A 21,943-nucleotide genomic window follows, 5' to 3' on the forward strand; every position below is an offset into this window, starting at 1 on the left:
GCTGGGCGGAAGGAACAGGAATACGGTGAATTTCAGACATAGTTGGCAGCTAGTAAAATGGTGAGGCGAATCGGCTATTGTACCCCGAGCCGCCCCTTGCTGTCAGGGCCGGCTTCTTTTGCTGGCGCATCTGCAACGCTGCAACTGCCGTTTTGTTCCGGCCGCTGCCATCGAAGCAGTGGCCGAACAGGGTCCCACCATGCATCACCGGTATCAAGAAATTAAAAATAATGCCTTAGGGAAATTAATAGCCTGACATATAATTGTTTTTTAAAAAACTAAATCAATTCCATGTCTTTTTCCTTTACCAATCTGAAAGCGCGACGTCTGGCTGTCGCGGCTTGCGGCGTGTCTGTACTGCTGCTGAGCGGCTGCGTCGTCAACACGTCGGTCGTTGACCCACTGAAAATGAGCGCACAATCGGGTGAGACCCCTGTGGTGGTCAGCATCACGTCGAACACCAAAGATATTTACGGGTTCAATACGATCAAGTTACGCCGGGTGGTAGCGGGCGAGCAGCGCAGTGATTTCAAGCTGGTCTCCGCAAACCTGGTGATGAAAAAGGTCGAGAGCGCGATGACAGGCGATACGTCCCTGTTTATTGGCGCCCTACCGCCTGGCGAATATGAGTTTGTCGAACTGATCGACACCCGGGCCAACAAGCTCTTGCATGTGTACTCGACCATCGTGGGAAGCTTCAAAATCGAAGCAGGAAAATCGGCGGATCTGGGGCGGCTGATTGTGACACGCGGCGATTTCGGCGTGCAATACGGTCGCAGCGCGCAGGCGGTATCCAATGTGGAATTGATCCAGCGCTTTGCCCCCGACTACAGCAAGCTATTCGGCGCCGCTGCCAGCCTGGGCTGGAGCACCCCACACCACGCACAGGACAATGTCGAGCAATTTGCCCGCGCCCACCCGGCCGGAGCCGAGTGCGTCACCGAAATGCCCGATGGCCGGGTGGCTGCCGCCAGCCGCATGGGCGCCGTCCTGATGCGCTCGACGCAAGGGCTATGGAAGATCATCAATGCCCCATCGGTGGAGTCGCTGTCTTGCGTGTTTCCCATAGACCTGCCCAATGCCGAGTTGATCGCGGTAGGCGAATCCGGCTCCCTGCTACGCAAGGCGCGCGACAGTGACAAGCTGTTCCCTGTCGATACAGGCAACCTGCCGCCCGGCAACCTGCTGCGCATCGGTGGCAACCCCAAGGATGGCTGGTACGTGATGCATCGCAAGGGGAACGCATTGAACATTTTCCATGCGAATCAACTGGAGGCTGGCGACTGGCGATCCGTGCACCATTCCGCCTTGCCTGGGTCGTGGCTGCATGGCCCAGGCTTGTTGTGGACCTGGCAAGACGCGGGCCACATCGGCTATGCGCTGGAAAAGGGCGTGATCGGCGAATTCGACTACAGCACGGGCAAGTTGACCGAGCGCTTCAGCCCGCACAAGAAAAGCTTGACAGAGTTTATCCATCAAGCCAATGGCACGCAAAGCGTTCTGGTAGCGGCTGGTCTGGGAGGACGGTTTCCGGACGCCTATGTTTCACGGAATCGCGGCCAGGACTGGACGCCTATCGTGTCGCCATTCAAGGTCCTGATGTCGCCCGTGGCGCCCCTCAATGACGGCAGATTGTTGATGGAGGCCGGCATGTATAACGAGGGCGCACTGCTGGTCAGCAGCGACGAAGGTAAAACCTGGGGGCCGTATGCGCCATACACACTGCGCCACACCCCATTGATTTTCCCCTCCGGCCTCGCTCTCAGCATCCAGGAAGATTTCAAGGGTAACGTCAGCATTTACAGCTCCATGGACAATGCCAGGAAATGGAAGCTCGAGCATTCAAACCAGGATCTGCTCTCCACGCTGCAACAACTGAAACGATAGGCGCTTCCGCACTCGCCATCGGCAGCCGCCGGCGTGGCACCCGCAAAGCACAACGGCACAGGAGTTCCTGTGCCGTTGCGTGGACCGCATGGGCTGCGGCTTACTTTTTGTCGGTTGGCGGAACCGGGGGAACAAACGGGAACGTGCCGAACAGATTCTTGCTCTGGCTTTGCATCTGCTCCTGCATTTGCACGAACAGGCTCTTGCTCTGGTCGATGTAGTTGTTCATCATGCCTTGCATCATCGGGCCCTGGACGTTCATGAACTGGGTCCACATTTCAGGGCTGAATGGCTTGCCTTCGAAGCTGCCGGCCGACGTGCCCGTGAATTTGTGCTGGATATCGGTGAACGCTTGCACGTTCTTTTCCAGGTAGGATCCCATCATGCCCTGCATGGCGTGGCCATAGTAGCGGATGATCTGCGACAACACGCTGCTCGAGAACATGGGCGCGCCGTTCGCTTCCTCTTCCAGAATGATTTGCAGCAAGATGCTGCGCGTCAAATCTTCATTGGATTTGGCATCGACGACGGTAAACACCTCATTGTCCAACACCAGCTGCTTGACGTCCGTCAAGGTGATGTAGGAACTGGTTTGCGTGTCATACAGACGGCGGTTGGGATATTTTTTAATCAGGCGGTCTATACTTTTTTTTGCACTACTCATCACAAGTTCCACTTATTGCGCCGCAGCGCATACTGAGTTAATCCGAAAAAAAAGCGAACGAGGGTCCGCTTTCGCACCTGCCTACGCTTTCCATTATAGAGTGGAAAACGGCTCCATTGCACATCAGGGTAGTAGATTCCCGCATTTATTGCAACGCAACTAAAAGTAGATTCCTGACAAGACCGGAGATTACGCCGTTCTTGTCAGGCGAGAAGCTTTTGCAAACTAGTCCGCCCTGACTTTAACATACTGCCCTGGCGCCGGCTCGATTGCCACGTGGCGCTTGTTGCCCGGCTTGCCTGGCGCCTTCACCTGGACGCCGCCGTGTTCGGCAAGGAAGGCCGCCCATTCGGGCCACCAGCTGCCCACGTGCTCGGTCGCGCCTTCCATCCATTGCTCGGCAGTCAAAGGCTTGGCTTTCGCCGTACGTGGCTTGTCATTGCTCCAGTAGCTGCGCTTTTTCTTCGAGGCAGGATTGATCACGCCGGCGATATGGCCCGAAGCGCCGAGGATAAAACGGTTGGCTTTCGGTTTTTTCGGATTCAGCAAGGCCGTGCTGGCGTAGGCCGCGCCCCAGGGCACGATATGGTCTTCGCGCGAACCGTAGATGAAAGCGGGCGCGTCGATGCTGCTCAGGTCGACCTTTTCCCCCGCCACCGTCAGCTTGCCCGGCACTTTCAGGCTGTTTTCCAGGTACGTGTTGCGCAGATACCAGCAGAACATGGGGCCCGGCAAGCCCGTGCCGTCGCCGTTCCAGTACAGCAAGTCGAACGCGGGCGGCTCCTTGCCCTTCAGGTAGTTCGACTGCACGTAGTTCCACACGAGGTCATTCGGCCGCAGGCTTGAGAAAGTGCTGCCCAGGTCCCGGCCCGTCATCAGGCCGCCCTTGGCCAGGGTCTGCTCGCGCAGCGCCACTTGCGGCTCGTCGATAAAGACGTCGAGCGCGCCCGTGTCGCAAAAGTCGAGGAAAGTGGTCAACAGAGTCAGGCTGGCGGCCGGGTTCTCGCCACGCGCCTTAAGCACGGCCAGCGCCGTCGAGACGATGGTGCCGCCCACGCAAAAGCCGAACATATTGAGCTTGTCCTGGCCCGAGATTTCCTGCGTCACTTTAATGGCTTCGATCACGCCTTGCTCGACGTAATCGTCCCACGTCAGGTGCTGCATGCTCATGTCCGGGTTGCGCCAGGACATCAGGAACACGGTATTGCCCTGCTCCACCGCGTAGCGCACGAGCGAGTTTTCCGGCTGCAAGTCAAGGATATAGAATTTATTGATGCACGGCGGCACCATCAACAGCGGCCGCTGGTGTACTGTGGCCGTCGTCGGCGTGTACTGGATCAGCTGGAACAAGGCATTTTCAAATACCACCGTGCCCGGCGTGGTGGCCACGTTGCGGCCCACTTCGAAAGCCGACTCGTCGGACTGCGAAATGCGGCCCTTCTGCATATCGGCCAGCATATTGCTCAAGCCTTTGGTCAGGCTTTCGCCCTTGGTCTCGATCAGGGTTTGCTGGGCGTCGGGATTGGTGGCGAGAAAGTTGGCCGGCGACATGGCATCGACGATTTGCTGCACGGCAAACGCAATCTTTTGCTTCTGGTGCGGCGTCGCTTCCACGGCATCGGCCATGGCGCTGAGAAACTCCGCATTGAGCAGATAGGCCGCCGCATTGAAGGCCGACAAAGGGCTGGCGTGCCAGGCGGGCGCGGCGAAGCGGCGGTCTTTCAGTTCCGGCACCTTGCCGGCCATAAAGTCGGCCCACAAGCCCGTCAGCTTGGCCACGTAGGCGTTTTTCAGTTGCTCGATCGCTTCCGGCTTGATGCTGGCGCCCGCATCCTGCAAAATGCCGGCAATCGGATTGCCCTGGGGCTGCGGTACCATGTTGAACCACGTCTTCCACTGCTCAGGATTGCTGATCTGCGCCATCCATTCTTTGGTCATCATTTGAGGATCGGGCATATTCATAGGTATATGTAAGTCCATTCAAGAATTAATAAATAATTACTTCCGGGCCACCTGCATGCAAACTTTTACTGACTGGCAATACCAATGATGCTCATGACCGCTGTTGCCTGGATCTATGTCGTTGGCCTCATGGCGCTGACGGAACCGTCCATCGTCGCCGGGGTGATGACCTTCGTGCTGTACTGCGTCATCCCGCTGTCCATCCTATTCTATCTGACGGGCTCGCGGCGACGCAAACGCAAGGCCGTGCGCATCGCGGAACAGAAGGCGCGCGCCCAAGCCTCAGCAGACGATAAAACAAAAACGGCAGACACATAAGTGTCTGCCGTGCAGATTATTTGCGCCAGATCAAGCTGGCCTGTCTTCCCGTAACGGCATCGCGCCGGTACGAGTAAAACTGCGCCGCATCGCTGACGGTGCAGTATTCCCCTCCCGCCACTTGCGCCACGCCATCGCGCAGCAGCATGGTGCGCGCCAGCGCATAGATGTCGGCCAGGTATTTGCCCGGCTTGCCAGTGATGGCGACGAAGGCGGCGCTCAATACTTGCCGCTCGACATCATCACGCGCGCCGTCGCGGAATGCTTGCAGCACGTCCTGACCCACTTCGAATTGCTGCGGACCAATGGCCGGCCCCAGCCAGGCAAGGATGTCCGTCGCGCCCTGCGCCCGCATGCTGTCTACCGTACGCTGCAAGACGCCGTTGGCCAGGCCGCGCCAGCCCGCGTGGGCCGCACCGACGACGAGGCCATCCGTCGAACAGAACAGTACCGGCAGGCAATCGGCCGTCATCACCACGCACACGGCGCCAGGCAAGGCGGCGATACTGGCGTCGGCGTCCGGCACGTGGCCGTCCAGCTTGCCAGCATCGGCCACAACCACGCCATGCACCTGCGACAGCCAGGCCGGCTCGGCAGGCAAGATGGCCGCCAGCCGCGCGCGGTTGGTGGCCACGTGCGCGGGCTCATCGCCCACGTGCGTGCCCAGGTTCAAGCCGCCGCCGCCCTGCCCGTCACCATACGGCCCCTGGCTCACGCCGCCCGCCCGCACGGTCGCCAGCGCGCCCACGTTCGCGGGCAAGCCGGGCCAAGCGGGTATAAGGCAAGGCAACGGCGGCGTCATCAGACCTGTTCCGGCTCGGGAATGCCGGCGGTGGCGATCAGCTCTGCGAAATCATCGGCCAGCGGCACGATCCATTCGCACGCTTCCAGGGTGCCCGGATGCACGAGACCCAGGCGGCGCGCCTGCAGCGCCTGGCGCGAGAAGACCGACACCAGATGCTGCTTGCCGTACACGTAGTCGCCGACCAGCGCAAAGCCCAGATGCTGCATGTGCACGCGGATCTGGTGCGTGCGGCCTGTTTCCAAGCGGCATTGCATCAGGCTCACGGGACGGCGGTCGAGTTCGCCGCTGCCGATCAATTCATAGTGCGTGATGGCAGGCTTGGCCGTGAAATTTTCCGAGACGGCCATCTTGACCCGGTCGCGCGGGTGGCGCGCGATGGACGCATCGATGGTGCCCGCCATTTTCGGCGTGCCCCACACGAGCGCGAAATATTCGCGCTTGACGGTGCGTGCCTGCAACTGGCGCACGAGGTCCGTTTGCGAAGCAAGGGTCTTGCCGACGACCATCAGGCCGCTCGTATCCTTGTCCAGGCGGTGCACGATGCCCGCGCGCGGCACGCCAGCCAGCTGCGGACAGTGGTGCAGCAAGCCGTTGAGCAAGGTGCCCGACCAGTTGCCGGGGCCCGGATGCACGACCAGTCCGGCCGGTTTGTTGATGACGATGATATGCTCATCTTCGTGCACGATGTTCAATTCCATCGCTTCCGGCTTAAAAGCCTCGTCTTCCGGCGCGCTTTGCGGCAGAATGACGATCTTTTCGTCGCCATAGGCGGTCATGTTGCGTTTGGCAACTTTTCCATCGACGGTCACGAAACCGGCTTCCAGCCACAATTGCAAGCGGCTGCGCGAGTATTGCGGCACCAGCTTGGAGATGACTTTATCGAGGCGGTGGCCGCAGGCGTCCGGCGTCAGTTCCAATGTAATCGGGGCCATTTCCTCGAAGACGTCGTCGGCGGCAAAATCGCCGTCAAACGCCTCTTCGGCAGCATGGTCAGAAAGGGAGTCAAACGCGGGGTCAGCCAAATTAGGCTTCGGAGTTAATATCACAGCATTCCCATCGGCTATAATCAGCCTATTGTAAAATCTTGGTTAAAACCTTCTTGCAAAACGTCATGCAAAAAAAATTATCGTTGGTAGTCGCTTCAGTCGTTCTGCTCGGCATGTCCGCTTGCAGCTTGTTGCCTGAAAAAGTGGATGAGACCAAAAACTGGTCCGTTACGAAATTATACTCGGAGGCGCGTGAAGAAATGGCCGGGCAGCACTATGAAGCTGCAATCGGCCTGTTCCAGAAGCTGGAGGCTAACTATCCTTTCGGCAACTATGCTCTGCAAGCGCAGATGGAGATCGCTTACGCGTATTATAAGTCGGGAGACCAGGCGCAGGCACTGGCTGCCGTCGAACGCTTCATCAAGTTGCATCCGAACCACGCCAATGTGGACTATATGTACTACTTGCGTGGCCTGATCAGCTTTAATGACCAGATCAGCTTCCTGAACTTCCTGTACGAGCAAGACCCGACCGAGCGCGATCCGAAAGCCACGCGCGAAGCGTTTGCCGCCTTCAAGCAACTGGTCGACAAGTTCCCGAATAGCAAATATGCGCCCGATTCGCTGGCCCGCATGAACTATCTGATCGACGCCATGGCGAAATACGAAGTACACGTGGCGCGCTATTACTACCGCCGCGGCGCCTACCTGGCCGCCGCCAACCGCGCGCAAACGACGATCAGCGACTTTTCCGCCTCGCCGGCCATCGAAGAAGCGCTGTTCATCATGTACCGCTCGTATGACAAGCTGGGCCTGACCGATCTGCGCGACGATGCCTTGCGCGTGCTGACCAAGAACTACCCGAACACGGCATTCCTCAGCCCGGAAGGGGTGAACAAGGAACGCAAGTGGTGGAAATTCTGGCAGTAAGATAAGAAAAAACCGGGCTAGCCCGGTTTTTTCTTAGCCCAACGGCAAAATCCGGGGTCGTACCCTGAGGGTACGACCCCAGCATTTGCTTTAGGGTTATTCTCCGACCTTGCGCCGAAACACCCAGCTCGTATCGTTCGATGCTTCCGGCACATACGCATAACCATCGACGTCGAACTGCTTCAGCTGCTCGGGATCGCGGATCTGGTTGACGGCCGCATAGCGGGCCAGCATGCCGCGCGCGCGCTTGGCGTAGAACGAGATGATTTTATATTTGCCATTCTTCCAGTCCTCGAACACGGGCGCGATGACGGGCACGTCCAGCTGGCGCGGCTTGACGGATTTGAAATATTCTTCGGAAGCCAGGTTGACCAGCACTTTCGCGCCCTGCTCCTTGGCCGTGCGGTTCAGGCCGTTGGTGATGGTGTCGCCCCAGAACGCATACAAATCCTTGCCGCGCGAGGTCGACAGACGCGTGCCCATTTCCAGGCGGTGCGGGTGGATCAGGTCCAGCGGGCGCAGCAAGCCGTACAGGCCCGACAGGATGCGCACGCGCGACTGGGCATAGTCGAGCTGGGCCGGCTGCAGGCTGCGCGCCTCGAAACCGGCATACACGTCGCCATTGAAGGCCATGATGGCCTGGCGCGCGTCATCAAGCTGGGGTGTCCAGGACGCGTAGCGGGCCACGTTGAGGGCGGACAAGGCGTCGGAAATGCCCATCAGGCTGCCCACTTCGGCGGGCGAAAACTGGCGCATGCGGGCGATGAGCTGGGCGGAATGGTCAAGAAAATCGGGAGTGCTGTGCAACGAGGTTGTTGGCGGCGTCTCCAGGTCGAGACTCTTGGCGGGCGAAAGCACGATCAACATAAATTATCACTACAGAATAGAATTGCCGACATGATACCTGCTCCACAAAAACTCGTCCTCGACACCAACGTTTGCCTCGACCTGTTCGTCTTCAACGACCCGCGCTGGGCGGGGCTGCTGGCGGCCATGGAAAGCGGCGCCGTGCACGCCATCACGCGCGAAGATTGCCGCGCGGAATATCTGGTCGTGCTGCACTACAAGCATCTGCCGCTCGATGAAGCGAGCCGTGCCGTTGCCGCCGCGCGCTTCGACGCCCACATCACGGTCGTGGCGCCGCCCGTCTCCGGCGTGCGCCTGCCCGTCTGCACGGACAAGGATGACCAGAAATTCCTCGAACTGGCGCGCGACGCCAACGCCGACATCCTCATCACCAAGGACAAGGCGCTGCTGAAACTGGCCCGCAAGACGGCCAAGGCCGGCATGTTCAAGATCATGGTGCCGGAAGGCTGGGCATTGCCAGGCTGAGCCTTTAAAGCCCCGCACGCAACGGGGCGCGCTGCGCTAGAATGGGACACGACTCCACTTTCCGCACCGCGCCCCTACCGTTCATGAACAGCCCGTCCCTGCCCTACACGACTCCCGCCCTGACCACCCGCTTGCCTCTCGTGGGCACCACCGTGTTTACCCGCATGTCCAGCATGGCGGCCCAGCATGGCGCCGTCAACCTGGGCCAGGGCTTTCCCGACTTCGATTGCGCGCCTGAACTGGTCGACCTCGTCAGCAACGCCATGCGCGCCGGCCACAACCAGTATCCGATGATGACGGGCGCCGCGCCCCTGCGCGAGGCCATCGCCGCCAAGGTCGCCAGCCTGTACGGCCACAGCTATGATGCCGGCACGGAAATTACCGTCACGGCCGGCGCCACGCAGGCGCTCACCACGGCCATCCTCTGCTGCGTGCACCCGGGCGACGAAGTCATCGTCATCGAACCGGCCTACGACAGCTATCTGCCCGCCATCGCGCTGGCCGGCGGCGTGCCCGTGCTCGTCTCCATGGAGGTGGGTGAACACGGCTACAGCGTGCCGTGGGACAAGCTGGCCGCTGCCGTCAGCAGCAAGACGCGCCTGATCATCATCAATACCCCGCACAACCCGACGGGCACGATTTTGCGCCCCGCCGATGTGGCCGCGCTGGCCGACATCGTGCGCGGCACGCAAATTTTGATCTTGTCCGACGAAGTCTACGAACACATGGTGTACGACGGCGTGCGCCATGAGTCGCTCGCGCGCAACCCGGAACTGGCGGCGCGCAGCTTCATCGTGTCCAGCTTCGGCAAGACGTATCACGTGACGGGCTGGAAAGTCGGCTATGTAGCCGCCCCAGCGGCACTGACGGCGGAGTTTCGCAAGGTACACCAGTACAACGTCTTTACCGTCAACACGCCGATGCAGCACGGCCTGGCCGGCTACATGGCCGACCCGCAGCCCTACCTGGACTTGCCCGCGTTTTACCAGCGCAAGCGCGATTTGTTCCGCGACGGCCTGGCGGGCAGCCGTTTTACCCTGCTGCCGGCCGACGGCACATATTTCCAGTGCGTGCGCTACGATGCCATTTCGCAAGAGACCGAAGCACAGTTCGCCGAATGGCTGACGACGCAAATCAAGGTGGCCGCCATTCCCGTGTCCGCGTTTTATACGCAGGGCAAGGAGTCGGGCATCGTGCGCTTCTGCTTTGCCAAGAAAGACGAGACCTTGCGCCTGGCGCTTGAGCGCCTGCGCAGCATATAACCGAGCACTGAACATGGCTTCGCTGCGGCGGGGCAAAGGATGACAAGCATGGTACAGCGTCGCATCGGCCCGGCCGACCTGGTTCCCGGCGAACCCCTGCCCTGGGATCTGTTTCTGGCCGACCACAGCGCGGGCCCGCAACTGCGCAAGGGACAGATCATCACGGACGGCGCGCAGCTGGGGCGGCTAATGCAGCTGGGCCTGTACGTGGGCGCGCCGGACCAGCCGTCCGTCTTGCGCCTGCTCAACGAAGCGGCCCAGCGCCTGGAACGCTTGCTGCTGGCCTTGCGCAGCGAAAACAATGCCGAGCGCGACGTGCGCGACATCGCCCGCGAACTGCTGCGCGCGCTCGAACACGATGCCGACATCGCCCTGGCCAGCATCCTGCTCAACCAGATCGCCGGCAGCTACGCCGTGCGCCACTGCATCGAAACGGCCTTGCTGGCCATGCTGGTGGGACGCAGCATGCACAAGTCCCACGACGAATTGCTGTTGATCGGTGCGGCCGCGCTGACGATGAACGTGGGCATGCTGCGCCACCACGACAGCTTCCAGGACCGGCGCGGCCCCCTGAATGACGAAGAAATGCGCATCGTGCGCCAGCATCCGCAGGAAAGCACGGAACTGTTGCGTTGCGCCGGCGTCGACGACGAGGAATGGCTCAGTTGTGTGCTCTTGCACCATGAAAACGACGACGGCAGCGGCTATCCGCAGGGGCGCACGGCTGATGAAATCCTGCAAAATGCCAAGCTGATCGGTCTGGCCGACCGCTATTGCGCCCGCGTCTCGGCGCGCAACTACCGGCGCTCCATCGTGCCCGACCAGGCGCTGCAGCACATCTTCCTCGATCAGGGCGTGCCCATCGATCCGCTGCTGGGCGAGCGGTTCGTCAACCTGCTGGGCAAATATCCACCGGGCACCCTGGTGCGCCTGCGCAGCGGCGAACTGGGTGTCGTCACGCAACGGGGCGCCGGCCAAGTCCACCCTCTCAGCGACCCGCTGGGCGCGCCGCTGGCCGCCGCCCAGCTATCGCAGATGACGCCGCGCGACACGGCCGACAGCCAGTTCGCCATCGTTTCGTCGCTGCACGAAGATGATGCGGGCGTGCGCTTCAGCATGCGGCATGTGTGGGGGGATGAGGCGCGGCTGTAGTCAGGCTGGGCAACGCCAGCGGCCAGCGGCCAGCGCCGCAAAATGTCATTTCACGGTTTCGGCGGACGGATGCCCGTGTACTGTGCGCTGACCAGCAGCCATTGCTTGTCAAGAAGCCGGGCGACATACCCGGCGCGCATGGCGAAGGTCCGGGCAGCTCCTTCCTGGTTGACGCGGTAGGACAGCCGTGCCGAGATGAGCGCCGTATCGCCAAAAATACGCACCACCGGCTCATCGACCTGAACTTGAGGGCTCGGCCGCTTCTGCTCTGGCGCATAGAAGGAGAGCATTTTTTCACGTCCGTCCACCTCGCCGACCGGCGATATTTCCACATAATTCTCGGCCGTAATGGCTTTCAATGTGGCTTGATCGAAGCTGCTCTGGGCCTGCGCATGGCGCTGCGCCAGGGCCAGCAGTTCGGCATCGGCGGGAGCCGCCTGCGCGCCACCCATCGCGCCCAAGGCGCCAAGCAGGCAGGTGGAAAGAATAGGTGAAAGGGATAATTTCATGCGTATTTCATCCTGGTCAAGGTCATTGAGAAGCATCCGTTGATGACGGTGCTACCGTCAGCATCGAATACTCGCTTGCGGGCAGCCGATCGTGAGAAGCCACCGCATGCTATCCCCTTGCCATTTTCCGGCACATGCCATTGAGACAAACTGCTGGATCGGGGGATTGAAACGCCATTTCGCCGGCTTGACTGGCCATGCTGGCGATCGCGGCATGCAAAGCCAGCCGTCGGCCCTTTGTCTGAGCAGGGCAAGCGCCGGCTCCCATGCTTATCGGTACCGCTCGCGGCAGTCGGGAAGCGCGAGGGCACTGCGGAAATTGCTGCTTGCTATTTTACAAGATTGCTATTCATCACTATTTCTCTTATTTTTATTTCAAAATAGTAATGAAGGGCGCTGTCTTCGCTGAACTGATTTTCCAGGACAACAACGTCGACATCTTTTTCAGGGAAATACATTTTGATTGATGCAAAGCCCAAGCCTTTTCCTGAGTGGCCGATGAACTTCATCGGTGTCTTGTCGCTCACATAGACACCATAACCATAGCCATTTTTTTCAGCGCCGAAAGCGACGTGCTGGCTGGATATGTCATAGCTCGTCATCAGCCTGTAGGTTTCCGGCTTTAAAATTTTCCCCTTATGAAGCTTTTCATCCCAGATATTCAAGTCCCTTGCATTTGAAACAATGCCTCCAGCTGGGATAAAGTCAACCCAGTCTTTCCCCTGAACCGGATGCACTTTCAATGCAAATACATTTTTCGAATTGACATAGCCATTGATAACGTTATTCTTCTTGCCTTCCTCATAGCAAAAACTATTGTCCATTGCCAGCTCTTTGAACAAGTCATTTGCCGCTTCGATATACTTTTTCCCGCTTGTTTTTTCAAAAATATGCCCCAGCATGGCGTACGTCGTCACGCCGTATAAAAAGTCCGTTCCGGGCTTGAAGCTCAGCGGTGCGTCAATCTCGGTGATTCCTGCCGAAAAGTTGAGCAGCTGATGCACGGTCACCTTATCGGCCCACGCCTGCGGCAAATCAGGCAAGTATTTTCTAAGGCTATGTCACCGTTAGATGTGGAAATGCACCCAGCGTTGCTTTCAACAGCGTTTCCGGTGAACGGATACGCCTGGCGTCGAGTATCCAACGCCATCCCAGATAGTTCGGCAGGTAGCGCGTCGCCACGCCGTGAAACGGCCCCATCCATTGTCGCAAACGGCTGTGATAGGCGTTGACGTTCTGCACGTGGGCGGCGCCCTGCACGCGGATGCCGGCGCGCAGGTTGACGGCCTGGTGGCTGATCCCCGCTTCCCTGGCGAAGGCCCGATAGGCTGCATGACCATCGGTGACCAGCAGCACATCCTTGTCGATGACGGGCAACAAACAGTGATGCAACTGCGCCTTGGTTAGCCCTCCTTTTCCCGTGACGAAATCGAGGGTCTGTCCCGTACGGTCGCGCGCCACCAGGATGCAGACCTGTTCGTTCGATATGCCGCGTTTATGGGCATGGCCGCCCCGGCGGCGGGGCGGACGCGTCATGTTTCTGGATCCCTTTTCCGATTCCAGCAGATATAACTCGTCTGCCTCGGCGATGCCGTGCAGGCCATGCGGCCGGTCCGTCTTTGCCAACGACAAAAAACGGTGGCGCCAGCGAAACGTGGTATTGCGGTGTACGCCCAGCTGTAACGCCGCCTTGCGCACGGAATCCGATGCCAGCAGACAATCGGCGTAATCGAGCCACAAGGTCTTGTGGCGCAGGTGCGCCAGCGGCGTGCCGGTGAGTGCATTGAAGGTGCGGCCGCAGGGCACGCAACGGTAGCGCTGCAGTCCGTGCGCATGACCATGCCGGTGCAGGTGCGCCGAGCCGCAGGCGGGACAGGCCAATCGCGGCTGCGCGACACTTTCCAGCAGCGCGACGGTCGCGTCGTGTGGCGCGTTGCCATGCAGCAGGGCAATGCCTGCCTGCCGCTGGCGTCTGCTCAAACGAGCAAACTGCGCAATCAAGGTGATCCATTCGGCTGACCGCATGATCTGCTCCTGCAGGGTAAGTATGCAGAGTCAGACAAGACATCCAAGGGAAGATTCCGGCATTTCCCCTACTTGCCGATGACAGAGCCTTTTCTAACGGGACTATGCAAGTCTATCCTGCCTTTTTCAACTTCCCGCAAAATCAGCGCTGCCGTAATCTGCTTGCTATTCGACATGATCCTGAAGTTATCGTCCAGTTTCAACGGCACCTTATTTTCAAAATCCGCATAGCCATAGGCTTTTGAGTATATTGTTTTCCCATGTTGCGTGATGAGAATCACCCCATTAAAACTTCTTGGACTGGTTTCCTTGATCAAGCTGTCAATTTGAGCAGCGTAGTCACCTGACTTGTCCGCAGGTGAATCACCTTCAGCATGGGCATTGGCGAATACAGCGCTTGTCAATAGAAATGAAATCGCCAACATTTTCAGTGGCGAAGTCGATTTTTTGTCAGCATCAGAAGTTTTCATGGGGATATTGTCGTTTGGTTTAAGAACTTCAACTGAGAAAATTATACCCTCGCCCCCTGTGTGGCTGCGAATTCAAACGGTCAGCACCAAAGCCGTCAGTTTGAAGACTTCAAATACGCGCGCAAGCCATGCGTCAAAATAAAGGGAAACACGCTCGCATGGTCTTCATCCTCGAACACGCGCAAGCGCGTCTTCAGGCCCGGGTACTTGTGCGATTTCAGCTTGCCATCGAACTCGCGCAAGTCGGCCAGCATGTCAGCCTCTTCCTCCAAACGCGAACGCTTCTTGCCTGCCGCCAGCTTTTCCAAGCCGCCGATGCCGAAGAACACGGATGCAGGCAAGTCCTTGTGGCTGGCGGCATACGCCTGCTCGCGGTCGAACATGACGCCGGCGTCGTACCACAGCGACGGGCTGCCGAGGATGTAGTGCTCGAAGGTGCGTGGTTCCGTCAGCAAAAATTGCAGACCCAGCAGGCTGCCGTAGGAATGGCCGATGAAGACCTTGCGCTGCATGTTGACGCGATAGTTACTGGCGATAAAGGGGAACACCTCGCCCGAGATGAACTGGCCATACGCCTTCGCTTCACCAAACGCCGGTTGCCGCCCCGGCATGTCCGAGCGGTAATCGTGCTTGCGCGGCGTGGTGGGCGTGTAGTCACGGCGGCGGCTGTACACCCCGCCATCGCCGTTGGCGTACGACAAGCCGACCACCACGACTTCTTCCATCCCCGCATGCTTGTTCAGGCGCTGCGCGATATTGCGCACGATGGCGAACGAGTAATTGGCGTCCACGACGAACAGCACCGGATAGCGCTTGTTGCCCTGCCGATAGGAATCGGGCAAGGCGACATAGACTTGGTAATCGCGCTTCAAAGCTTGCGCACGGATGTCGCGCACTTCCGTATTTTCCAGCACGTAGCTGGCTGGCGGGTTGGCGGGTGCGGCCAGGACGCTGTTGGCCAGGGTGCTGCTGGCCAGGCAGCACAGGACGATGAGCAGATTGCGAGGTTTCAAGCTGGAGTCTTTCATTGAGGTAAAAGTTACTTCGACACAGCCGCCGTCAGCTGCACCAATTTGCGCTCGACAAACGCCTGCAATTGCGGCGACAGGGTTTGCAAGCCCTTGGCCCGTTCGAATGCCTGGCGCGCCTGGGCTGGGTGGTTGTCCGCTTGCAAGGCGATGCCCAGGCCCATCCACCAGACGCTGTTGTCGGGCGCCGTCTGCAGGGCCTGCTGATAATGTTCCGATGCTTCGCGGTAGCGCTGTTCGCGCTGCAGCACGCCGGCCAGGAAGGCGTGGTATTCGCCGTTGTCGGTCGCGTACGGCAAGCTGCGCGTGAGGGTCTCGAGGGCCGCTGCGCCGCCGTTGGTCTTGTCCAGCTGCAGACGGGCCAGCATCATCGCTTGCGCCGGCTGTTTCGGGTCCAATGCCAGGCTCAGCTGCAACTGGCGGGCCGCCTCGTCGGATCGCTGGGCTTCAAGCAGCAGGCGCACCAGGGTTTCGCGCGCGCCCTGGTGGCGCGGGTCCAGCTGCAGGGTCTGCTGCAAGGCCAGCATGGCGTCGGAGACGCGGCCATCCTGCAACTGGGCCAGCGCGCGCCGGTATTCGTTCTCCACGCGCTGCTGGGCAGTGACTTGCTTGCCGTCGATGATGCGCTCGCTGGCGGCCGGTGCTGGTGTTTTTACCACGGGCGCAGCGGCAGGCTTGGCCGCTTTTTCCGTGATGCGGCGCAATTCGGCGGGCCGCGCCTTGGCGGGCGCGGGGGCAACTTCCTCGGCCTGGAACACGGGCTCGGGTTCCACCGCCGCGATGGGCGCAACTGGTGCCGCCACCACGGGAGCCGGTGCAACGACAGGCACCGGCACTGGTACGGGAGTCAGAACAGGCGTACTGGCCACATTGACCAGCATGGGCGGCACGGCCGGACGCTTCAGGTAGACCCAGCCCAAGGCGATGGCGGCGGCCGTCAGGCCCGCAGCGCCGCCGAAGACGAGCGCGCGCGGCAGGCCCCGCTCGCGTTCGGGCACGGAGCGGATGCCGGCCGCGTCGCCGCGTCCATCGGGGGTGCCGCGCGCGTCGAGGTCTTGCAACATCTTGTTAATCAGGCTCATCTACAGGCTCATCTTCGTCATCGGTTCAATAAAGTCCAGCTCACGCCGCAGGCGGCGGCCAGCACTCCGGCACCGGCCAGCCATGGCCAGGGCTTCTGCCAGAAGCGCGGCTTGCTGGCCAGGGTATCGCTGGCGGCCAGCGCCACGTGGCGCCCGCTCACCTGCTGCCGCCCTTCGCCATACGCCACCATCAGCGCCTTGTGCGCCATGATGTTGATCAGGCGCGGGATGCCGCCGGAAGCTTGGTACAGTTTGCCCACGCCGCCACGGCTGAACAGGCGCGCGCCATCGAAACCGGCCACGCGCAGGCGGTGCGCCACATAGAAATCCACGTCGTCGCGCGACAAGGGACCCAGGTGGTAGTGAAAGGTGATGCGCTGCGCCAGCTGGCGGATTTCCGGCAGGGCCAGCTTGACGTCGAGTTCCGGCTGGCCGAACAGCACGATTTGCAGCAGCTTGCGCTTTTCCGTTTCCAGATTCGTCAGCAGGCGCAGCGCTTCGAGGCTGTCGACGGGAATCGCCTGCGCTTCGTCCAGACACAGCAGCACGCGCTTGCCCTGCGCCGCCAGGTTGAGCAGGCGCAAATTCAGGGACTTGAGCAACTGATGCTGATCAGCATCTTTCTCCAGCAATACATCGAGGTCGTCCGCCAGCGCCAGGATCAGCGAACGGGGCGGCAAGTTCGGATTCGGGATGTAGGCCGTGACGAAATCCGGCCCCAACGATTGCATGAACTTGCGGCACAAAAAGGTTTTACCAGTCCCCACTTCGCCAGTGATCTTGATGAAGCCCTCGCCATTGCGCGCCGCCACCAGCAGGGTGTTGAGCGCCTTTTGCGACTGCGGGCCGTTGAAGAAGAAACTGGTATCGGGCGTGAGGCCGAACGGCGCCTCGCGCAAGCCGAAATGGGCCTGGTACATTTAGCGCCGCTCCGACGGCCGGCGCGGATCGAGCGCCTCGATGCGCTTGCCCGAATCGAGCAAGTCCTCGTTCCAGCTATTGGCGCCATCAACGATGGTCGGCTTGATCAGCACCACCAGCTCGCGCTTCTGGATCACCTGCCCCGTGTTGCGGAACAGCGCGCCCAGCACGGGAAGATCGCCCGCGCCCGGCACTTGCGAGCGGTCCGCCGTGGTGGCCTGGCGCATCAAGCCGCCGATGGCGACGATGCGGCCATCCTGGCTGCGCACCATGCTGTCCATCTCGGACGTGCTCGATGCGGCCAGCGGCAGTTTCAGCGAACCGGCGCTGCCCAGGTCGATTTCCTTGCTGATGGTCGACACCTGGCTGACGGATGGATGCACGTGCAGGATGATGTTGCCATCCGCATCGATCTGCGGCGTCACGTCCAGCACCACGCCGGAAAAGAAGGGCTGCAAGGTCACGTTGGGGCTGGTCGTCGCGCCGCTGGCGGTCGTGTTCGTCGTGGTCGACACGCCCGTCACGTAAAACTCGTCCGTGCCGATCTTCAGCACGGCCTTCTGGTTGTTCATGGTGGCGATGCGCGGGCTCGACAGCACGTGCACGGAACCTTGCGATTCCAGGAAGGAAATCATGGCGGCAAAATTGGCCGTCTGGAAAGCCAGGCCGAACATGGAACCGGCCGCGTTGGCCGCCGAACTGAGGCCAAAGCCGCTGCTGGCCGTCAAGCCATTGCCGGTGGTCATGTTGGGCGGCTGGCCGCCGTTGAACGGCAGCGGCGCCAGGGTGCCGCCCGGCTGGATGAAGCCCGTCGAGATGCGGTTCGTGTGACCGCTCTTGATCGAGGCGAACGAGGCCCAGTTGATGCCCGTCTGCGTGTTGTCGTTGAGCTCGACTTCGAGGATTTTCGCTTCCAGGATGACCTGGCGGTCGACGGACAATTGCGTGGCCTTCAGGTACATGTCGACATTGCGCAACTCTTCCGGCATGGCGCGGATGACGATCACGCCCGACTGCGGGCTCAGCACCACTTGCCGCCCGCCTTCGGTGCTGCCGACGATGGCTTCCAGCGCCGCTCTCAATTCCGGCCAGAAATCTGCCGTGGACGAGGTGGTCAGGTTGCTGCTGTCCAGGGTGCGGCCGCCCTGGCCGCCATTGGTTTGCTGGTTCTGCTCGTTATTCTGGTTGTTGCCCTGGTTATTGCCCTGGCTGTTATTGCTGCCCGAGCCGCCCGAGTTGGTCGAGCCCACCGAACCCACGGACGTCGACGAGACGCGCAGGTTGGAACTGCCGCGGCGCGCGCCCGTCAGGTAATTGACGTGGAACAAACGCGTCTGCATGGTCAGGGGCTTGATGTAGATCTGCGTGCCCTCGACCTTGTAATCGTAGCCATACAGTTCGCGCACGGCGTCGAGCGCCTGGAACAGGGTCACGTCCTTCAGGTTGGCGGAAATCGTGCCGCCGATGTCGGGATGGACCAGCATGTTGTAGCGCGTACCGGCCACGATGGAAGTGAAGAACTGGCGCGCCGGCACATTGTTGAACGCCACGTTGAAGCGTTCGTCGAGCGCGGCGCGGGCCTTCGGCAATTGCTGGGCCAGGGCCGCCACGGGCGGCAGCAGCGCCGCTTCCACGGCATCGGGCTGGGCCGCTGGCGCCGTGGTGGCCGCCGCGCCCTTGACGGCATCGGAGATCGCATTGTAGGTGTCGCGCTTGACGGGCGCGACATTGCAGCCGCCCAGGCCCAGGCTGACGCTGATGACAGCCGCCATCGTACTGATCTTGAACATGCTCGCCTTGTGTTGATTGAGTTGCTTGGCCACTTCTTCTACTCCTGCTTGCTGCCGGTCTTGCTATCGGTCTTGCGATCGGCCTTGTTATCGGTCTTGCTGCTCGGGTACAGCTTGAAGGTTTCCAGTGATTTGCCACGCCGCAACAGCACAGCCGTATCGTGGATTTCCGTCACCACGGCGTCGCCCACCTTGCTGCCGACCTTGACCGTCTGGCCATCGATGACGGCCAGGCGGCGTCCGCCCGGCTGGGTGGAAATGAGCACCGATTGCAGCTGAGGCCGGGCCGCAACGACGGGCGCGGCGCTGGCGGGTGCCCACAGGGCCGCGGGCGGACGCGTCGGATCATCGAGCGCCTGCGCCTGCGCGCCCGGCCATGCCAGGCTCAACGCAAGAAAAGGCGCCAGCAGCGCGGGACCAAAGGTCAGAGTGCGATCCATGTGTCGTCCATGCTGAGGGTATGTAAGGTCAGGGTCAAAGTGGCGCTTGGGTAAGTGGCCGCATCGAGGTGGGCGGCGCCCCAGAAGACCCGCGTCGGCATCGCTTGCAGCGCCTGCATGTATTGCAGCATGTCCGCATAGCTGCCTTGCAGCACCACTTCCACGCCATGCTGGTGCAGCAACGGCGCCGGGGCCGGCGCCTTGGCGGCATCCGCCTTGGCTGCCGCATCGCCGTTCGCGGTTTCAGCCTGATGTGCGCCGACTGCGCTGCCGGGCAAGGTTTTCAGCGACACCAGGCGCAATCCCGCATGCCGGCGCAGCAGGTGCTCAAGCAGGGTAACCATGCGCTCGGGCGCCACCAGGCCATGCTGCTTCTCGCGCAGCGCCTGCGCCAGGGATGCCGTTTCCGCCTGCAGGGCCAGCAGACGCGCACGCGCTTCCTTGTCGGGATCGGTGGCATGGGCAAGCATGGTCAGCTCGATTTCCTTGTTCGTCGCGGTCAACAGGCTTTGCTTTTGCGCAATGCTCGCTTCCAGCGCTGCGTGCTTCGCCAGCAAGGGATTGAGGCTCATGAAATAAAACACGAACAGGATGGCGGCCGCACCGGCGCCAAACACCATCAGCCGCTCGCGCAGGCTGAGGGCGTCGAAGGCGGTGGCCCATTTCTTCAGCAAAGGCAGCATCAGCGTGTTCCTCCCGCAACAGGTTTGGGCGGCGTGACAGCACGCTCAGCCGACTGCAGGCTGAACGCGACGTAAGGCAGGCTGGCCGCCTTGCCCTCGGCCACGGCCGGCTGCTCGGACTGGCTGATGTCGAGGCTGGCAAAGCTCTTGCCTTTGAGTATTTCCTGCTGGCCCAGGCGCGTGATGTACGCGGGCAGCAGCGACGCGTGCAAGGCGCGGCCCTGCAAGCCGAAGTCATTGCCGGCGCCGGCGATGTCCACGCCCGTCAGCCATACGCCTTCGACCCTGGCCTGCGCCAGCGCGCGGAAATAGCCGGCATAGCCGAGGGTATTGCCCAGCTTGCCGCTGTCCAGCATGCTAGCCGCGTCTTGCAGCAACTGGCGCTGCGCCTCGACGGCCGCCAGTTCCTGCGCCAGGGCCGGCTCTTTCTTGCGTGGCGGGTAATCGCGCAAAATCTGGTCGCGCTTCGCCTCGACTTGCGCCAGTGCCGCCTTGACGCCCGCTTCGCGCTGTTCCAGGCCGGCCATTGCCTGCCGGGCCAGCACGCCCAGGACCAGCAAGACGAGCGCCAGCGCGCTCAGGCCCAGGCTGGCCGAGCTCGCCGACATATGGTGTTTTTTCAGTTCAAACTGGGAATTGAACAGATTGATCTGCTGGCTCATGCGCCCTTCCCTTCATGCTTGCCCGGGTGCGGGCCAAGCTCGCGCAAGGCCGCGCCGATGGCCAGGAAGTAGCGCGCCTGCATGGCGGGGGCGCGCAATTCGGCGGCCTGCGACAAGTCCAGCACGGTGGCCAGGTCCAGCTGCTCGACGGGCATGTAGAGATTGTCGGCCAGATAGGCGTGCAAGCCATCGCTGGCGCCCGTCATCAGCATCAACCGGGCCAGCGAAATGAAATGGAACTGGCGGTCGAAGTGGTCGAACGAGCGCTGCAGTTCCAGGGTGACGCGGTCGTAGTACTGGCTGGCGTCGGGCGACTGCAATTGCGTCAGGGTCACGTCGATGCGGCGCGCCTGGTACAGCTCGCCATTGAAACTCATGGTCAGCAAGCCGCCGTCGCCATCGAAAAACAGCACGGCGATGCCGCGTCCCGGCGTTTCCAGCAAGGTGGCGATATTACGCTGCGCCATTTCGGGGATATCGATTACGGACAGGCCAATCTTGCATTCGGCGTACTGCGCCTGGCGCCGCGACACGGCGCTGTTGCGCGCGGCGACGGCAAACACGCTGCTGCCCCGCTGGGTGCCGTTCGGATCGCCGGGAATGTCGAATACGTCGATGGTGGCGTCGGCCAGGGGAAAGTCCAGCATGTCCTTCAGGCGCCAGCCCACGGCCGTCTTCAACTCCTCGCGCGGCACGGCCGGCGCTTCCAGGGACAGCAGCTGGTATTCGCCGCCAGCCAGCACGCTGGTGCAGTGGCGCGATGGGGCCTGCAGCTCCTTGCCCAGTTTTTCCAGCACCTCGGCCGGCGCCGGCCGTGCGGCCGCCTGGTAGCTGGCACGCAGCACGCGCGGCATGCCGCCGGCGGGACGTTCGACCACGACAGCGCTGACGCCCTCGCGGCCAAACGCCGTGGCCAGCCAGCCATCGTACTTCTTTGCTCTTGCGAATAAACCCATGCGAACTATCCAGTGTAAGTGCCTGCCCGATCTTGTCGCGCAGTTAATGCATCCAGCCAATTTTAATTCATGAAGCCAAC

Annotated in this window: 23 protein-coding genes; 6 read left to right on the forward strand and 17 right to left on the reverse strand. The window is 61.1% G+C overall.

Features of this window, described 5'->3' with window-relative positions; all coding sequences use genetic code 11:
• The first annotated feature begins 291 nt into the window (after positions 1 to 291).
• Positions 292 to 1,887, forward strand: a complete 1,596-nt coding sequence (locus tag MRBLMS1_RS02880; protein ID WP_485877694.1) for a beta propeller repeat protein — start codon at positions 292 to 294, stop codon at positions 1,885 to 1,887.
• A 100-nt stretch (positions 1,888 to 1,987) separates the two neighbouring features.
• On the opposite strand, the gene phaR is transcribed toward MRBLMS1_RS02880, so the two are convergent.
• Both phaR and phaC read right to left on the reverse strand, forming a co-directional pair.
• Positions 1,988 to 2,551, reverse strand: a complete 564-nt coding sequence (phaR, locus tag MRBLMS1_RS02885) for a polyhydroxyalkanoate synthesis repressor PhaR (protein ID WP_010399000.1) — start codon at positions 2,549 to 2,551, stop codon at positions 1,988 to 1,990.
• 225 nt (positions 2,552 to 2,776) lie between these two features.
• The gene (phaC, locus tag MRBLMS1_RS02890; protein WP_485877696.1) at positions 2,777 to 4,492 is read right to left on the reverse strand and encodes a class I poly(R)-hydroxyalkanoic acid synthase; all 1,716 of its coding nucleotides are present in this window, start codon (positions 4,490 to 4,492) and stop codon (positions 2,777 to 2,779) included.
• A 105-nt stretch (positions 4,493 to 4,597) separates the two neighbouring features.
• Between phaC and MRBLMS1_RS02895 the strand changes: the two genes are divergently transcribed.
• Positions 4,598 to 4,831, forward strand: coding sequence for a hypothetical protein (locus MRBLMS1_RS02895; protein ID WP_319991331.1), 234 nt, complete (start codon positions 4,598 to 4,600; stop codon positions 4,829 to 4,831).
• 16 nt (positions 4,832 to 4,847) lie between these two features.
• On the opposite strand, the gene pgeF is transcribed toward MRBLMS1_RS02895, so the two are convergent.
• The gene (pgeF, locus tag MRBLMS1_RS02900) at positions 4,848 to 5,633 is read right to left on the reverse strand and encodes a peptidoglycan editing factor PgeF (protein WP_128142832.1); all 786 of its coding nucleotides are present in this window, start codon (positions 5,631 to 5,633) and stop codon (positions 4,848 to 4,850) included.
• Entirely contained in the window at positions 5,633 to 6,658 is a 1,026-nt protein-coding gene (locus tag MRBLMS1_RS02905) for an RluA family pseudouridine synthase (protein ID WP_034755341.1), read from the reverse strand. The genes pgeF and MRBLMS1_RS02905 overlap by 1 nt, the downstream gene beginning before the upstream one ends.
• Positions 6,659 to 6,747: 89 nt before the next feature.
• On the opposite strand from MRBLMS1_RS02905, the gene MRBLMS1_RS02910 reads away from it, so the two are divergent.
• Entirely contained in the window at positions 6,748 to 7,551 is an 804-nt protein-coding gene (locus MRBLMS1_RS02910) for an outer membrane protein assembly factor BamD (RefSeq protein WP_086140734.1), read from the forward strand.
• Positions 7,552 to 7,647: 96 nt separating this feature from the next.
• Here MRBLMS1_RS02910 and yaaA read toward each other — a convergent pair whose 3' ends face one another.
• Positions 7,648 to 8,418, reverse strand: coding sequence for a peroxide stress protein YaaA (gene yaaA, locus MRBLMS1_RS02915; protein ID WP_128142830.1), 771 nt, complete (start codon positions 8,416 to 8,418; stop codon positions 7,648 to 7,650).
• A 30-nt stretch (positions 8,419 to 8,448) separates the two neighbouring features.
• Between yaaA and MRBLMS1_RS02920 the strand changes: the two genes are divergently transcribed.
• From MRBLMS1_RS02920 to MRBLMS1_RS02930, 3 genes are all read left to right on the forward strand, one after another.
• Positions 8,449 to 8,883 carry a putative toxin-antitoxin system toxin component, PIN family gene (locus tag MRBLMS1_RS02920; RefSeq protein WP_034755336.1) on the forward strand — a complete coding sequence of 145 codons (435 nt, stop codon included), beginning with the start codon at positions 8,449 to 8,451 and terminating at the stop codon, positions 8,881 to 8,883.
• A gap of 83 nt (positions 8,884 to 8,966) precedes the next feature.
• Entirely contained in the window at positions 8,967 to 10,145 is a 1,179-nt protein-coding gene (locus tag MRBLMS1_RS02925) for a pyridoxal phosphate-dependent aminotransferase (protein WP_485878959.1), read from the forward strand.
• A gap of 48 nt (positions 10,146 to 10,193) precedes the next feature.
• Positions 10,194 to 11,297, forward strand: a complete 1,104-nt coding sequence (locus MRBLMS1_RS02930) for an HD-GYP domain-containing protein (protein ID WP_485877701.1) — start codon at positions 10,194 to 10,196, stop codon at positions 11,295 to 11,297.
• A gap of 50 nt (positions 11,298 to 11,347) precedes the next feature.
• Here the strand turns inward: MRBLMS1_RS02930 and MRBLMS1_RS02935 are convergent, their stop codons facing one another.
• From MRBLMS1_RS02935 to MRBLMS1_RS02990, 12 genes are all read right to left on the reverse strand, one after another.
• The gene (locus MRBLMS1_RS02935; protein ID WP_181878077.1) at positions 11,348 to 11,806 is read right to left on the reverse strand and encodes a nuclear transport factor 2 family protein; all 459 of its coding nucleotides are present in this window, start codon (positions 11,804 to 11,806) and stop codon (positions 11,348 to 11,350) included.
• Between the two features lie 329 nt (positions 11,807 to 12,135).
• Entirely contained in the window at positions 12,136 to 12,849 is a 714-nt protein-coding gene (locus tag MRBLMS1_RS02940; protein WP_485877703.1) for a serine hydrolase domain-containing protein, read from the reverse strand.
• 13 nt (positions 12,850 to 12,862) lie between these two features.
• Positions 12,863 to 13,831, reverse strand: a complete 969-nt coding sequence (locus tag MRBLMS1_RS02945; protein WP_485877705.1) for an IS1595 family transposase — start codon at positions 13,829 to 13,831, stop codon at positions 12,863 to 12,865.
• 68 nt (positions 13,832 to 13,899) lie between these two features.
• A complete protein-coding gene (locus tag MRBLMS1_RS02950; RefSeq protein ID WP_485877707.1) occupies positions 13,900 to 14,301 on the reverse strand; it encodes a serine hydrolase domain-containing protein in 402 nt (133 codons plus the stop codon).
• A gap of 95 nt (positions 14,302 to 14,396) precedes the next feature.
• A complete protein-coding gene (locus MRBLMS1_RS02955; RefSeq protein ID WP_485877709.1) occupies positions 14,397 to 15,314 on the reverse strand; it encodes an alpha/beta hydrolase in 918 nt (305 codons plus the stop codon).
• Positions 15,315 to 15,340: 26 nt separating this feature from the next.
• Positions 15,341 to 16,411, reverse strand: coding sequence for a tetratricopeptide repeat protein (locus MRBLMS1_RS02960; RefSeq protein WP_485877711.1), 1,071 nt, complete (start codon positions 16,409 to 16,411; stop codon positions 15,341 to 15,343).
• A 17-nt stretch (positions 16,412 to 16,428) separates the two neighbouring features.
• On the reverse strand, positions 16,429 to 17,331 hold the full coding sequence (locus tag MRBLMS1_RS02965; RefSeq protein WP_485877713.1) for an ExeA family protein: 903 nt from the start codon (positions 17,329 to 17,331) through the stop codon (positions 16,429 to 16,431).
• Complete coding sequence (mshL, locus tag MRBLMS1_RS02970; RefSeq protein ID WP_128142823.1) at positions 17,332 to 19,122, reverse strand: pilus (MSHA type) biogenesis protein MshL; 1,791 nt, start codon at positions 19,120 to 19,122, stop codon at positions 17,332 to 17,334.
• A gap of 38 nt (positions 19,123 to 19,160) precedes the next feature.
• Complete coding sequence (locus MRBLMS1_RS02975) at positions 19,161 to 19,562, reverse strand: hypothetical protein (RefSeq protein WP_051991629.1); 402 nt, start codon at positions 19,560 to 19,562, stop codon at positions 19,161 to 19,163.
• Positions 19,547 to 20,245, reverse strand: a complete 699-nt coding sequence (gspM, locus tag MRBLMS1_RS02980; protein WP_485877715.1) for a type II secretion system protein GspM — start codon at positions 20,243 to 20,245, stop codon at positions 19,547 to 19,549. The genes MRBLMS1_RS02975 and gspM overlap by 16 nt, the downstream gene beginning before the upstream one ends.
• Positions 20,245 to 20,907, reverse strand: a complete 663-nt coding sequence (locus MRBLMS1_RS02985; protein WP_485877717.1) for an MSHA biogenesis protein MshI — start codon at positions 20,905 to 20,907, stop codon at positions 20,245 to 20,247. The genes gspM and MRBLMS1_RS02985 overlap by 1 nt, the downstream gene beginning before the upstream one ends.
• Positions 20,904 to 21,863, reverse strand: a complete 960-nt coding sequence (locus MRBLMS1_RS02990) for an agglutinin biogenesis protein MshI (protein ID WP_485877719.1) — start codon at positions 21,861 to 21,863, stop codon at positions 20,904 to 20,906. The genes MRBLMS1_RS02985 and MRBLMS1_RS02990 overlap by 4 nt, the downstream gene beginning before the upstream one ends.
• Between the last annotated feature and the right edge of the window lie 80 nt (positions 21,864 to 21,943).

The sequence above is a fragment of the Massilia sp. LMS1-1-1.1 genome (assembly GCF_040815535.1).
GTDB lineage: Bacteria > Pseudomonadota > Gammaproteobacteria > Burkholderiales > Burkholderiaceae_D > Janthinobacterium > Janthinobacterium aestuarii.

What these genes read in the sequence shown, in the direction of transcription:
- MRBLMS1_RS02880 (WP_485877694.1), top strand. Translation starts at nt 292, where the DNA reads ATGTCTTTTTCCTTTACCAATCTGAAAGCGCGACGTCTGGCTGTCGCG.
- phaR (WP_010399000.1), bottom strand. Translation starts at nt 2,551, where the DNA reads ATGAGTAGTGCAAAAAAAAGTATAGACCGCCTGATTAAAAAATATCCC.
- phaC (WP_485877696.1), bottom strand. Translation starts at nt 4,492, where the DNA reads ATGATGACCAAAGAATGGATGGCGCAGATCAGCAATCCTGAGCAGTGG.
- MRBLMS1_RS02895 (WP_319991331.1), top strand. Translation starts at nt 4,598, where the DNA reads ATGATGCTCATGACCGCTGTTGCCTGGATCTATGTCGTTGGCCTCATG.
- pgeF (WP_128142832.1), bottom strand. Translation starts at nt 5,633, where the DNA reads ATGACGCCGCCGTTGCCTTGCCTTATACCCGCTTGGCCCGGCTTGCCC.
- MRBLMS1_RS02910 (WP_086140734.1), top strand. Translation starts at nt 6,748, where the DNA reads ATGCAAAAAAAATTATCGTTGGTAGTCGCTTCAGTCGTTCTGCTCGGC.
- yaaA (WP_128142830.1), bottom strand. Translation starts at nt 8,418, where the DNA reads ATGTTGATCGTGCTTTCGCCCGCCAAGAGTCTCGACCTGGAGACGCCG.
- MRBLMS1_RS02920 (WP_034755336.1), top strand. Translation starts at nt 8,449, where the DNA reads ATGATACCTGCTCCACAAAAACTCGTCCTCGACACCAACGTTTGCCTC.
- MRBLMS1_RS02925 (WP_485878959.1), top strand. Translation starts at nt 8,967, where the DNA reads ATGAACAGCCCGTCCCTGCCCTACACGACTCCCGCCCTGACCACCCGC.
- MRBLMS1_RS02930 (WP_485877701.1), top strand. Translation starts at nt 10,194, where the DNA reads ATGGTACAGCGTCGCATCGGCCCGGCCGACCTGGTTCCCGGCGAACCC.
- MRBLMS1_RS02935 (WP_181878077.1), bottom strand. Translation starts at nt 11,806, where the DNA reads ATGAAATTATCCCTTTCACCTATTCTTTCCACCTGCCTGCTTGGCGCC.
- MRBLMS1_RS02945 (WP_485877705.1), bottom strand. Translation starts at nt 13,831, where the DNA reads ATGCGGTCAGCCGAATGGATCACCTTGATTGCGCAGTTTGCTCGTTTG.
- MRBLMS1_RS02950 (WP_485877707.1), bottom strand. Translation starts at nt 14,301, where the DNA reads ATGAAAACTTCTGATGCTGACAAAAAATCGACTTCGCCACTGAAAATG.
- MRBLMS1_RS02960 (WP_485877711.1), bottom strand. Translation starts at nt 16,411, where the DNA reads ATGAGCCTGATTAACAAGATGTTGCAAGACCTCGACGCGCGCGGCACC.
- MRBLMS1_RS02965 (WP_485877713.1), bottom strand. Translation starts at nt 17,331, where the DNA reads ATGTACCAGGCCCATTTCGGCTTGCGCGAGGCGCCGTTCGGCCTCACG.
- mshL (WP_128142823.1), bottom strand. Translation starts at nt 19,122, where the DNA reads ATGTTCAAGATCAGTACGATGGCGGCTGTCATCAGCGTCAGCCTGGGC.
- MRBLMS1_RS02975 (WP_051991629.1), bottom strand. Translation starts at nt 19,562, where the DNA reads ATGGATCGCACTCTGACCTTTGGTCCCGCGCTGCTGGCGCCTTTTCTT.
- gspM (WP_485877715.1), bottom strand. Translation starts at nt 20,245, where the DNA reads ATGCTGCCTTTGCTGAAGAAATGGGCCACCGCCTTCGACGCCCTCAGC.
- MRBLMS1_RS02985 (WP_485877717.1), bottom strand. Translation starts at nt 20,907, where the DNA reads ATGAGCCAGCAGATCAATCTGTTCAATTCCCAGTTTGAACTGAAAAAA.
- MRBLMS1_RS02990 (WP_485877719.1), bottom strand. Translation starts at nt 21,863, where the DNA reads ATGGGTTTATTCGCAAGAGCAAAGAAGTACGATGGCTGGCTGGCCACG.